Annotated in this window: 12 protein-coding genes and 5 pseudogenes; 11 read left to right on the forward strand and 6 right to left on the reverse strand. The window is 71.2% G+C overall.

The annotated features are described in order from the left end of the window. Positions 1–114: 114 nt before the first annotated feature. On the forward strand, positions 115–414 hold the full coding sequence (locus O3Q52_RS39260; RefSeq protein ID WP_269653363.1) for a hypothetical protein: 300 nt from the start codon (positions 115–117) through the stop codon (positions 412–414). A 78-nt stretch (positions 415–492) separates the two neighbouring features. Here O3Q52_RS39260 and O3Q52_RS39265 read toward each other — a convergent pair. The 6 genes and pseudogenes from O3Q52_RS39265 to O3Q52_RS39290 form a co-directional block, all read right to left on the reverse strand. Further along, positions 493–752: pseudogene (locus O3Q52_RS39265) on the reverse strand (hydrogenase formation protein HypD); the annotation flags it as partial. After that, on the reverse strand, positions 749–1369 hold the full coding sequence (locus tag O3Q52_RS39270; RefSeq protein ID WP_269653352.1) for a CBS domain-containing protein: 621 nt from the start codon (positions 1367–1369) through the stop codon (positions 749–751). The gene O3Q52_RS39270 and the pseudogene O3Q52_RS39265, both read right to left, overlap by 4 nt. After that, a pseudogene (locus O3Q52_RS39275) lies at positions 1362–1654 on the reverse strand (Ni/Fe hydrogenase subunit alpha); the annotation flags it as partial. The pseudogene O3Q52_RS39275 and the gene O3Q52_RS39270, both read right to left, overlap by 8 nt. Positions 1655–1789: 135 nt before the next feature. Next, positions 1790–2254: a Crp/Fnr family transcriptional regulator gene (locus tag O3Q52_RS39280; protein ID WP_269653353.1), complete on the reverse strand. Its 465-nt coding sequence runs from the start codon at positions 2252–2254 to the stop codon at positions 1790–1792. Then, entirely contained in the window at positions 2254–2856 is a 603-nt protein-coding gene (locus tag O3Q52_RS39285) for a 4Fe-4S dicluster domain-containing protein (protein ID WP_269653354.1), read from the reverse strand. The genes O3Q52_RS39280 and O3Q52_RS39285 overlap by 1 nt, the downstream gene beginning before the upstream one ends. A 382-nt stretch (positions 2857–3238) precedes the next feature. Then, a pseudogene (locus tag O3Q52_RS39290) lies at positions 3239–3340 on the reverse strand (HypC/HybG/HupF family hydrogenase formation chaperone); the annotation flags it as partial. 90 nt (positions 3341–3430) lie between these two features. Between O3Q52_RS39290 and O3Q52_RS39295 the strand changes: the two are divergent. The 10 genes and pseudogenes from O3Q52_RS39295 to O3Q52_RS39340 all read left to right on the forward strand — a co-directional run. Continuing rightward, a complete protein-coding gene (locus O3Q52_RS39295) occupies positions 3431–4183 on the forward strand; it encodes an SDR family NAD(P)-dependent oxidoreductase (protein WP_269653355.1) in 753 nt (250 codons plus the stop codon). Positions 4184–4454: 271 nt separating this feature from the next. Continuing rightward, positions 4455–5324: a universal stress protein gene (locus tag O3Q52_RS39300; protein WP_269653356.1), complete on the forward strand. Its 870-nt coding sequence runs from the start codon at positions 4455–4457 to the stop codon at positions 5322–5324. Between the two features lie 285 nt (positions 5325–5609). After that, entirely contained in the window at positions 5610–5807 is a 198-nt protein-coding gene (locus O3Q52_RS39305) for a hypothetical protein (protein WP_269653357.1), read from the forward strand. A 439-nt stretch (positions 5808–6246) separates the two neighbouring features. Further along, entirely contained in the window at positions 6247–6588 is a 342-nt protein-coding gene (locus O3Q52_RS39310) for a metalloregulator ArsR/SmtB family transcription factor (protein ID WP_269653358.1), read from the forward strand. Next, positions 6585–8318: a SulP family inorganic anion transporter gene (locus tag O3Q52_RS39315; RefSeq protein WP_269653359.1), complete on the forward strand. Its 1734-nt coding sequence runs from the start codon at positions 6585–6587 to the stop codon at positions 8316–8318. The genes O3Q52_RS39310 and O3Q52_RS39315 overlap by 4 nt, the downstream gene beginning before the upstream one ends. Then, the gene (locus O3Q52_RS39320; protein ID WP_269653360.1) at positions 8315–8722 is read left to right on the forward strand and encodes a pyridoxamine 5'-phosphate oxidase family protein; all 408 of its coding nucleotides are present in this window, start codon (positions 8315–8317) and stop codon (positions 8720–8722) included. The genes O3Q52_RS39315 and O3Q52_RS39320 overlap by 4 nt, the downstream gene beginning before the upstream one ends. Then, complete coding sequence (locus O3Q52_RS39325; protein ID WP_269653361.1) at positions 8722–9147, forward strand: ATP-binding protein; 426 nt, start codon at positions 8722–8724, stop codon at positions 9145–9147. Before O3Q52_RS39320 ends, O3Q52_RS39325 begins: the two co-directional genes overlap by 1 nt. 41 nt (positions 9148–9188) lie before the next feature. Continuing rightward, positions 9189–9536, forward strand: a pseudogene (locus tag O3Q52_RS39330) (anti-sigma factor antagonist); the annotation flags it as partial. Between the two features lie 526 nt (positions 9537–10062). After that, a complete protein-coding gene (locus tag O3Q52_RS39335; RefSeq protein WP_269653362.1) occupies positions 10063–10413 on the forward strand; it encodes a metalloregulator ArsR/SmtB family transcription factor in 351 nt (116 codons plus the stop codon). 150 nt (positions 10414–10563) lie between these two features. Beyond that, a pseudogene (locus tag O3Q52_RS39340) lies at positions 10564–10752 on the forward strand (hypothetical protein); the annotation flags it as partial.

Below are 10752 nucleotides of genomic sequence, written 5' to 3' on the forward strand. Positions count from 1 at the left end.
GGCCCGGAGTGGCGTGCCTCCGCCGACGCGGCCCCGGCCCCGGCTCCGGCTCCGGCTCCGCGAGCGTCTCGGTCGTCCATGACTGCCTCCCACGGTGCGCGAACCATGTCTCCTGTGCCCACCATCGCCCCGACCCGGAGGCCGGCACAGGGCCTCCAGGCCCCCTTCCACAAAACAACCGGCCCCTCTGGGGTCGGCGTCCTCGACCAGAATCCGCGCATCCTGCGTGCCCGTCAGGAAGGGCCCCTGCGCGCCGAGCAGTGGCGCCCGGGGGAACACCGGCCCGGGCGGCTCGGCAAGGCGGCCGTCGACGCGCGGATGGCGGTCACCGCGCGGAACTGGAGGTCACCCGGACGTCCCTGGCGGGAGGACACCCCCGCACCAGCTTGCGCACGGTGCCGACTCGGGACCTGAACCGACCGGGGCCCGGAACACTGAGCTGATCCACATCGAGGCCGCCCACGCCGACGCCGCGCACGCGGACGCCCGTGCCGCAGTGAGGATCACGCCGGGGCGGCCGGCCACGGTCATGGCCCGGCCCAGGGCCCCCGGCGGGGTCACGCAGACCGGGCGGCCCGGGCCGTCATCCACATGCCGGCCCGCAGCAGTTCGTCGATGCACAGGCGGACCAGAGTGGGGGTCTGGCCGCCGCACACCTCCATGATCCGCCAGGGGCGCGTGGCGGGCTACCGCAGCTCGCCCAGCAGCCGCCGGGCGAGGACGGGATCGCGGCACTCGTCGAGGTACTTCATCGGCGCGTGAGGTCGAGCCGGACGTCGACGACCCCCTCGACCGCCCGCACGGCCCGGGCCAGCACGGGCACGAGCCCGCGCTCGGGCAGCGAACCGCCCAGCGTGACCACGCCCTCGCTCACCTCGACCGTCAGCGCGGTGGTGATCGGCATCCGGTTCAGGACACCGTGCCGGACCTCCTCGGCGATTTCCTGGTCGGGCCGCAGGAACACCTTGAGCAGATCACCGCGGCTGACCACGCCCTGCAGCATGCCGGAGCCGTCCACGACCGGCAGTCGCTTGACGTGCCGACGGGCCATGATGCGGGCGGCCTCGGCGATCGTCGCGTCCGCGTGCACGGTCACGGCCGGCGTGCTCATCAGCTCGTCCGCGGTCACCGCACCCGCCTTGGCGCGCTCAGCGAGGTCGCCCTCGTCGGTGTCGCGGAACTCCTCCTTGTGCAGCAGATCGGCCTCGGAGACCACTCCGACGACCCGGCCCTCCCCGGCCAGCACCGGGAGGGCGCCGACCTTCCACTGGTCGAGCAGTCCGACGATCTCCTTGAAGGGCGCCTCGCTGCCGACGGCGACGACGGTGTGCGTCATCACTTCGCTTACGGTGTACGGAGATTCAGGCATCACAGCCTCCCGGAGTGTCCCCCTGGGTGCGGACGACCGTCAGGTCGAGGAAGTGGGCCGAGCACGAGATGCGCGGGTCGTGGTTGCGGATCGCCCGCTCGCACAGGGTCGTCAACTCGTGGTCGTTCACGTCGTGTTCGACGATGGCCGACTGGGCCAGTCGCCGCAGGTCGTCCTCGATCGCGCCCTGGCGACGACGCCTTCGACGTCGAGTTCGCAGCCGTGGTAGAGCAGCCCGCGCGGTGCCTCGGCGGCGCCGTGTCCGACGCCCGCGACCGGGGGCACACGGCCCAAGCAGTGCACCATCGCGAACCGTCCCGGCAGGAAGCCAGGCCGCGCCGACCGGTTCCAGTCGCAGTGTGGCCGTGTCCGCGGTCTCCGGCAGGCGGGTCACCACACGATGGGGGAGTGGTACGGTGCTCATCGCGCTTCCCTTGTCCCGTACGTCCCGTACAGGTCGACCAGCCGGGCGCGGGCCGCGTTCAGCCGGTGGGCCAGCACTCGCCCGACCCAGTGCTCAACGGCACGCCCGAACTCGGGGTCATCGAGGTACATCAGACGGACGGCGACGGCGTCGAACTCGTAGGCATGCACAGGCGTGACGGTCTCGGCGCCCAGCTGCCAGACGTACGGCTCGTACAGCCAGGACCAGCCGACCAGGTCACCGACGCCCAGCGTCTCGATGACCGGTGGACGGCGACCGGGTAGACGCATGTCAAGGGCGGCAGTGCCGTCGCGAACGATCCAGAAGCGGTCGGCGCGCCCGCCCTCCTCGAACAGGCGGGCGCCCTGCGGGAAGTCCACCTCGCGGCCGACTCGCAGCAGCCGGTCGCGGTGCTCGGCGGGGAGAGCGTGGTTCATACGCAGCGTGATCGAGGGAGGCATCAGGGCGTCTCCGTTCCGGGTGCTGTGTGTTCGGCGTGCAGCGCGGCGACTTCCTTCGTCACGTCGATGCCGGCCGGGCTCCAGGCGATACGGCGGCCGCAGCCCACGCATCCGTACGTGCCGAACTGGTCGTGCCAGGTGGAGAGCTTCTGGGTGAGCCACTGCCTGCAGTGGCTGCGGGCGGTGGAGCCGGTCAGCAACCGGTCCTGGATCGTAATGGCCCGCAGATCGCAGGGGCGGACGCCGAGAAAGGCGTACGACGGTGCCTGCGGCTCATGAGCGGTGTAGGAGTGTCCGCCGCTCTCGGGCGCCCGGTCGGAACTCCACAACCACTCCCGCTCGGGGTGCGGAAAGTTCTTCCAGGACTGCGAGTCGGCGCTGTGTGCGAAGGCGGCCTGGTCCTCACGGCGGACCGGCCGGTAACGTCCGGCGTCCGGCTCGACGCCCCAGCCGTGGGGGAGAGCGTCTGCCGAGGCCGGCTCGGCCGGCACGATCGGGCCGTCTCCGACGGTCGGCCCGATGATTGTCCGTCCCCATGCCATCAGCGCGGCGACCAGCGGTCCGTCCCGGTCGAGTACGGCAGGGGCCGAGGTGGCGGTCATGGCGGCGCTCCCTTTCCAAGGCGGCTCCGTGTTTCTCCACCGCCAGCTTCTGGCGCAGGACGACGTCCGGGGCAGGGGCTGACCGGCCCTCGTGACGGGCCGACCGGGCCCTCGGGCTCGAAGCACCGCTCGGCAGTTCTGAACGCACAGGTGAACGATCGAGGAGGCGGGGTCAGGGAAAGTACTGATCCTCACACCGTCGACGAGGGCGTGACCCGTTAAGACGCCCGTGCCCGCGGCCTGTTGACCGCCACGTTCGGAGTCACCTGCCCGGCCTGCAGCGAGCGGGCCGACACTCAACGTCTTTTCCCCGGCCGAGCAGATGGAAGGTCTGGGCGCCATGCCGAGTTCGGCGGCGACCGGCCCGCAGCGGGACCTGCCAGGGAAGAGGCGCGCCCAGCTCGCCCTCGACCGCGTCGGCCATCGCTCGAAGCACCTCGAGCGTGCGGTGCGCTTCCGTTTCCTCGACCTGGGCGATCGCGAACAGTCGACCCACCCGGGCGCTTGAGGCGTAGCGCGCGGCGACCGATGCCTGCTGCGGGACTCGTTGTCGAAAACCTGATCGCAGGAGGTCATGATGGAACGGTTCACCGAGCAGGTGGCGATCGTCACCGGCGGAGCACGGGGGATCGGAGCCGCGATCGTGCGGCTGCTCGCGGCCGAGGGCGCCGCCGTGGTGGTCGCCGATGTCCTGGACGCAGAGGGCGCGGCGCTGGCCGCGGAACTCGGTGGCCGGACGCGCTACACGCACCTCGACGTCACCAGCGAGGAAGGCTGGAAGGCGGTGGTGTCGGAAACGGAACGTGAGCTGGGACCGGTCTCGGTGCTGGTCAACAACGCGGGAATCGTCGAGTGGGCCACCATCGAGGAACAGACCCTGGAGTCGTTCCGCCGGGTCGTCGACGTCAACCTGCAGGGCGCCTGGCTGGGCATCCGCACCGCTGTGCCGTCGCTGCGCCGGGCAGGCGGTGGCGTGATCGTGAACATGTCCTCCAGCGCGGGGCTGACCGGCTACGCCGGCGTCGGATCGTATGTGGCCAGCAAATGGGGACTGCGCGGACTGACGAAGACCGCGGCGCTGGAACTCGGCGCCGACCGGATTCGGGTCTGCTCCGTCCATCCCGGTGTCGTACATACCGCCATGACGGCCGACATCGACGAGTCGTTCGCCTCCGGACAGCCCATTCCTCGCTTCGGGGAGCCGGAGGAGGTCGCCCGCATGGTCGTGTTCATCGTCGCCGAGGCCACCTACTCGACGGGCACCGAGTTCGTCCTGGACGGCGGCGCGACCACCGGAACTCCGGCTGCTCTGCCGTCCGCCCACTGACGAGAACGCCGGGTTCCGCGGCACCGGTCGCGTGGGGCGGCGGACGAGCCCGTCCGGCGAAAGAATGGAACGGGACGGGCGACATACAGGACCTTCGGCCACTGGACGGAGGCTTACCGGCCCTTGCTCACATGCGGCGGCGGCGACAGCGTGAACGGTGTGTCCCGTCCCAGCGCCACTCGAAGAGGCATGGCCGAGGGCATTCACGGCGACGCCGATCCCACTCGTCGCAGTCCGTTCCCCACGAGGGCATGAAGCGGCAGGAGGAGCCATGGAGAACACCGCTGTACGCAATGAGGTCATCGTCGGGATCGACCCGCGCCAGCAGTCGGTGACGGCGCTCGCCTGGGCGGTCGACGAGGCTGTCCGCAGACGGTTGCCCCTCCGGCTGGTGCTGGCGGTGCCACCCCTGCCCGGCGGGCAGCACATCGACACGCCCTGGCGTCTGAAGATGCTCCGGGCCCAGGGCCATGATGCTCTCGCCGAGGCGGTCGCCACGGTGCGGGCGCTGCACGCGGAAGTGCCCGTGGTGACGGAACTGCTCGACGGTATGCCGTCCGAGGTGCTCTGTCAGAAGGCGGAGCGGGCCCGGATGGTCGTCGTCGGTTCCCGTCGGCTCACTCGGCCGGAGGAGTTTTTCAGTGCGGGTTCGGTGGCCGTTCCGGTCAGTGCCCGGGCGGACTGCCCGGTGGTCGTGGTCAGGGAGCCGGAGCACGTGGGCGAGCGGCATCCCCATCTCGTCGTGGGTGTCGACGGAAGCGAATCGTCCCGGGCCGCCGTGGAGTTCGCAGTGGAAGAGGCCGCGCTGCATGGCGCTGCCCTGCGCGCCGTGTGGGTGTGGCGGCGGCCCGTCGTGTCCTTCGGAGACGAAGCGGCGGGGCTCGACGAGCGGCGCCGGATCCTGTCCGAGACCGTGGCAGGGTGGGCGGAGAAGTACCCAGATGTGAAGATCATCCGTGACGTGGTGCGAGGCCACCCGGTGGAGGAACTGGCTCTGGCCTCGGCCGACGCATTGCTGGTCGTCGTCGGCAGGCACGGGCGAGGGGGGTACTCCGGAATGAAACTTGGGTCGGTGGTCCATGGCCTGCTGCACCGGGCGGAGTGCCCGGTGATCACCGTGCCCGAGTCCCGGCACGGCTGAGCCGGCGGGAGAACGGGAACCGGACGGGACTGCCCGCGTCGTCCCGCCGGCCCGGCACCGCGTCGGCACCGGGCGACGGGGACACCGGCCTGAGCCATGAGGGGGCGAAGCGTCGCCTGACTCGATGGGGTCCATGCGCAGTGGCTGCCGAACGAGCCGTTCCTCTGTACGCATGAGTGGCGGCCCAGCCCTGCGACCCACTGATCATGGTGCTGCTCGCCGCCATCGCTCTGACCCTGGCGGATCGGCGACCACGCCGACTCCGTCGTGGTTGCACTCGTCGGCGTGGTGAACACGACCGTGGGTGTGATGCGGGAGATCAGGGCCGATCAGGCGGTCGCCGCGATGTCGGCACCGAGCGCACGCGTACGGCGGGACGGCGTCGAGACGGCGGCGCCGTCCTCGGCGGTGGCGCCGGGCGACGTCCTGCTGCCCGTCGAGGGCGACATCGTGCCCGCCGACGCCCGGCTCACGTACGCGTAGGGGCCCCTGATCGACGAGTCCATGCTGGCCGTCGTAACCGCGCCGCGTCGCTCCCCGCCCTCGCCCTTGGCGCACGCCGCATGGCCGCCCGGCACGCTCACCGAAGGCCGCATGGTGGTCGAGCGAGTGTGGACGCCTCAGGGCGGGGCAGACCTTACCGGCTCGGGGCACGAACCACTCGGTGAGGTGCGAGTCGGCGGACAACTGGCCGAGGGCGCCAGGCTGCCGATCTCGTTCCGCGGACGACGAGTTGTCGACCGTGGTCAAGAAGGGCTGAGCCTTTCGCCCCGCTCGCCGGGGCGCGCCGGGAAGCATCGGATGCTGAATTGCAAAAGTTCGCAATTGATTAGATGCTGTGTTGGCTGTGTCTGCAAGTAGCCGTGGGCACGGTCTGTCGCGTCTGCCCCGGGCGGGGCGTTGCCGGGGAAGCCGAGGGATTGTGTCCGTTCCGCTGTACCAGGCCAAGGCCGAGTTCTTCCGGATGCTGGGGCATCCCGTACGGATAAGAGTGCTGGAGCTCCTGCAGGACGGGCCGCTGCCGGTACGGGAGCTGCTGGCCGCGATCGAGGTGGAGCCCTCCGGCCTCTCCCAGCAGCTGGCGGTGTTGCGCCGCTCGGGCATCGTCAGTTCCAGGCGCGAGGGCTCGACGGTGGTGTACGCGCTCGCCGGTGGAGACGTCGCCGACCTGATGGGGGCCGCGCGCCGGATTCTGACCGAGATGCTGGCCGGTCGGAACGAGCTGCTGGCCGAGTTGCGGGAAGTCGGGGTCGCCGCGCGATGAAGGTCTTGTCCGGCCAGGCGGTGGCCCGGCTCACTGCGCTGTTGCCCGGCCGTCTGGATCTGGCGGAGATGCGCCGTGACCCGCGCCGCGACCTGTTGGCCGGCCTCACGGTGGCGATCGTCGCGCTGCCGCTCGCGCTCGGTTTCGGCGTCTCCTCCGGGCTCGGTGCCGAGGCGGGGCTGGCGACCGCGGTCGTCGCCGGTGCGCTCGCCGCGGTGTTCGGTGGTTCGAATCTGCAGGTGTCCGGGCCGACGGGCGCGATGACCGTGGTGCTGGTGCCGATCGTCGCGGAGCACGGGCCGTCCGGGGTGCTCACGGTGGGGCTGGTGGCGGGCGTGATGCTCGTCGCGCTCGCCCTGCTCAGGGCTGGGAAGTACATGCAGTACGTGCCTGCGCCCGTCGTCGAGGGCTTCACCCTCGGCATCGCCTGCGTCATCGGCCTGCAGCAGATCCCGAACGCTCTTGGGGTGCCCAAGCTCGAGGGCGACCGCGTCCTCGTGGTGACCTGGCGCGCCCTGGCGGAGTTCGCGAAGAACCCGAACTGGACCGCTGTCGCCCTCGCGCTGGCGGTCGCCGCCGTGATGCTGATCGGGGCCCGCCGGCGCCCCGCGATCCCCTTCTCCATCCTCGCGGTGATCGTGGCCACCGTCGTTGCCCAGATGGCCGGCCTGGACGCCGCGAAGCCGATCGGTGACCTGCCGTCCGGCCTGCCCGCACCGTCCCTGGCCTTCCTGGACCCGGGCGCGCTCGGCTCACTGCTCGCCCCGGCGGTGGCGGTGGCGGCGCTGGCCGCCCTGGAGTCCCTGCTGTCGGCCTCGGTGGCCGACGGCATGACGGTGGGCCAGCAGCACGACCCGGACCGCGAGTTGTTCGGCCAGGGCCTGGCCAACATCGCCGCCCCGCTGTTCGGCGGCGTACCTGCGACCGGCGCGATCGCCCGCACCGCGGTCAACGTCCGTACCGGCGCCGGGTCCCGGCTGGCGGCCCTCGTCCACGCCGCGATCCTCGCGGCGATCGTCTTCGCTGCGGCCCCCCTCGTCTCCAGGATTCCGCTTGCCGCGCTCGCAGGCGTGCTGCTGGCCACCGCGATCCGGATGGTCGAGGTCGGCTCGCTGCGGGCCATGGCCAGGGCCACCCGCTCCGACGCACTGATCCTGATCCTCACCGCCGTGGCCACGCTTGCGCTCGACCTCGTCTACGCCGTGATCATCGGCCTGGTCGTCGCGGGCGCGCTCGCGCTGCGCACTGTGGCCAAGCAGGCCCGCCTGGACCAGGTCCCGCTCGACCGGGGCGACCACAGTGCCGAGGAGCACGCCCTGCTCGCAGAGCACATCGTCGCCTACCGCGTCGACGGACCGCTGTTCTTCGCGGCCGCCCACCGGTTCCTCCTCGAACTGGCCGAGGTCGCCGACGTCCGCGTCGTCATCCTGCGCATGTCCCGAGTCACGACCATCGACGCCACCGGCGCCCTCGTCCTCAAGGACGCCATCGAGAAGCTCAATCGGCGCGGCATCGTGGTGATGACGTCCGGGATCCGTTCCGGCCAGCGCCAGGTACTGGACTCGCTCGGCGCGCTGGAGCTGCTGCGCCTGGAGGGGCGCGAGTACGCCACGACCCCCGAGGCGATCCAGGGCGCGCGCACCCACCTGGAATGCGTCGGCGTGATACCGCTTCTCCCCGCCCAGAAGTCCCGGCCCGTCGGCCTGGAAACAGAAGAGACCGTCGGATGAGCACGCCACCCCCGTCGCTGCGCATGGTTGAGGTCTCGGGTGCCGAGGCCCTGTGGCTGCTGGAGGGCAGCGCACCGGGAAGACTGGTCTACCCGCAACGGGAGCCGACCGTCATCCGGCCCGGCCGGCACACGTGGGAGTACGGCCGTCTCGTGGTGCGCACGCCCGCCCAGGCCGCCGTGGTGCCCGCCACCGTGACGTACCACGTGGACGAGGTCCGCGCGGCGACCGCCACCGGCTGGACCGTCACCGTCGCCGGACGGGTCGATGTGATCACCGATCCCGACGAGGTCGCCCACTGTCAGCGAACCCTCGCCGGCCGGCGTCACGGCCCGCACGACACCCTGTTGCGCCTGCACCCCAAGACAGTCACCGGATTCCGCCTCGCCCGCGCGGAGGCGTGATGAGCACCCGGCTCGAAACCCTGCCCCACCGGCACGTGTTCACGCTGCCCGCGCAGCCGTCCGCGGCCCGGACGGCCCGGGAGGCCGCCGAGCGGGTCCTGACCGAGTGGGGTATAAGCCTGCACCATCCTGCCGTGGATCCGGCCCTGCTGATCCTCGGTGAGCTGGTCACCAACAGCGTCCGGCACGCCGCGGTGCTCTCCCCGAAGGTGACCGTGATCTGTGCGGCGGGCGCGGGCTGTCTGGCCTTCGCCGTGCACGACCGCGACCCTTACCAGCCGCCGCTTTGCGCCTCGGTCACCGACGCCGGGGCGGGAGGTCTGGCCACCGTCATGGAGCTCACCCTCGGTCTGGGTGGCAGCGTGGTCGTCCGGGGCGACCCCGACGGTCAGGGCAAGAGCATCTGGATCACCCTCCCCCTCTGAGTCCGCCTCCTCTGAACCGACAGGCTGACCGAGCAAGGAAGTTGACGACCACGACCATCGAGTGGCGCTACACCGTCGAGCAGGACCTCGGCGTCCTGTCCGTCTCCGGATACCTTGGTCCGAATGCCGTCCACCGCTTCGCGGGTGCCGTCGGCTGGGTGGTGGGACGCGGGGCGGGCCCGGTCATCGTCGACCTGACCGAACTGCGCAGCTGGTCGGCCGAGGGCCGGTCGGCGATCACTGAGACCGCGCGGCGTCTCGCCGCAGCGGGCCGTAGCCCGGAACTGATCGCGATCCCCGCTGACGGTTCCCTCGTCCCCGATGTGGACCGCCCGCCCATCCCCGTGCACGCAGACCTGGCCGGTGCGCTCGCGCCGCACAGCACCCGGTAGCGCGAGCCGCCGGAGGGCCGCCATGAGCGGCGGACGACGGGGTGGCCGACCGGAGACGACGCGGGCGAGTGAGCCCGGCGGGTTCAGTCGGGGTTGACCGCGCCGGTGAGACCGGCGGTGCCCTCAGCTCCGGTCGCCGTCCGGCGTAGATGCCGTGGCCCGGCGGCCGAGCTAGAGCTTCGGCATGCGGGCCTCGCCGCAGCGCGGGCACTGCCCGTTCTGGCCGACCGCCGTAGGCCGGCACGTGAGGCGGCAGGCGGGGCACTTGAACCAGGCGACGGCCGTGCCACGCGCGGAATGATTCGCCTGCAGGCCGCCTTCGCATCACGTATGGAGTTGTTAATCTTAGCAATTATTGAGGTCGTCACCGCTGATTCCGGGCGGTTCGGTTCTCGTACGCGGATTCGGCGGGGCCGCTGCCGCACGCGAGGATGGGCCGCATGTGTATGACGAGTGGGTGGACGCGATGCGCCGAGGGCCGGCCGGTACGGCCGTACTGCTCCGCCGGGGAGGGGACGGCACGATGACTACCCCGCTGTACCAACTGAAGGCGGAGTTCTTCAAGACGATCGGCCACCCGGCGCGCATCCGGGTTCTTGAGCTGCTGAGTGAGCGTGAGCACGCGGTGGCGGAGATGCTGCCCGAGGTGGGCATCGAGCCGGCCCACCTGTCGCAGCAGCTCGCGGTGCTGCGCCGGGCGAACCTGGTGGTGACCCGCAAGGAGGGCTCGACCGTGTACTACTCGCTGACCAGTCCGCACATCGCCGAGCTGCTAAGGGTTGCCCGCACCATCCTGTCCGGCGTGCTCGCCGGGCAGGCCGAACTTCTCGCCGATCTGCAGGCCGCCCAGACGCAGGCGAAACCGCCGTCGTAACGGCGGCGCTCGAACGGCAGACGCCTCCCGGGAGTTGACATGCTCTGTGGTGCGGGAGGCGGTCGCTTCACCCCCGAGTGACGTAACTCCGGTCGTGGGTGGGCCTGGTGGACACCCGCGGACAAGTCCTCACCGTGTCAGGGAGGGTTCATGGGCCTCCGCGACACCGGGCGGGTGACCGAGCCCGCCCTGCCCGGGCCGGAGGGCGAACAGTCCGCCGCAGCCAAGGAGTTCGGCGGCTTGGTGCGGGTGCGCTGTGTGGACGCGGGATCCTGCAACGGCTGCGAGATCGAGATCGCGGCGCCTTCCACCCGGTCTGGACGGCAGGGTCCTGCGTCG

Source organism: Streptomyces sp. ActVer (assembly GCF_027270795.1).
Taxonomy (GTDB): domain Bacteria; phylum Actinomycetota; class Actinomycetes; order Streptomycetales; family Streptomycetaceae; genus Streptomyces; species Streptomyces umbrinus_A.

Coding starts and splice junctions, on each gene's coding strand:
- O3Q52_RS39270 (WP_269653352.1), bottom strand. CDS start 1,369: ATGCCTGAATCTCCGTACACCGTAAGCGAAGTGATGACGCACACCGTC.
- O3Q52_RS39280 (WP_269653353.1), bottom strand. CDS start 2,254: ATGCCTCCCTCGATCACGCTGCGTATGAACCACGCTCTCCCCGCCGAG.
- O3Q52_RS39285 (WP_269653354.1), bottom strand. CDS start 2,856: ATGACCGCCACCTCGGCCCCTGCCGTACTCGACCGGGACGGACCGCTG.
- O3Q52_RS39295 (WP_269653355.1), top strand. CDS start 3,431: ATGATGGAACGGTTCACCGAGCAGGTGGCGATCGTCACCGGCGGAGCA.
- O3Q52_RS39300 (WP_269653356.1), top strand. CDS start 4,455: ATGGAGAACACCGCTGTACGCAATGAGGTCATCGTCGGGATCGACCCG.
- O3Q52_RS39315 (WP_269653359.1), top strand. CDS start 6,585: ATGAAGGTCTTGTCCGGCCAGGCGGTGGCCCGGCTCACTGCGCTGTTG.
- O3Q52_RS39320 (WP_269653360.1), top strand. CDS start 8,315: ATGAGCACGCCACCCCCGTCGCTGCGCATGGTTGAGGTCTCGGGTGCC.
- O3Q52_RS39325 (WP_269653361.1), top strand. CDS start 8,722: ATGAGCACCCGGCTCGAAACCCTGCCCCACCGGCACGTGTTCACGCTG.
- O3Q52_RS39335 (WP_269653362.1), top strand. CDS start 10,063: ATGACTACCCCGCTGTACCAACTGAAGGCGGAGTTCTTCAAGACGATC.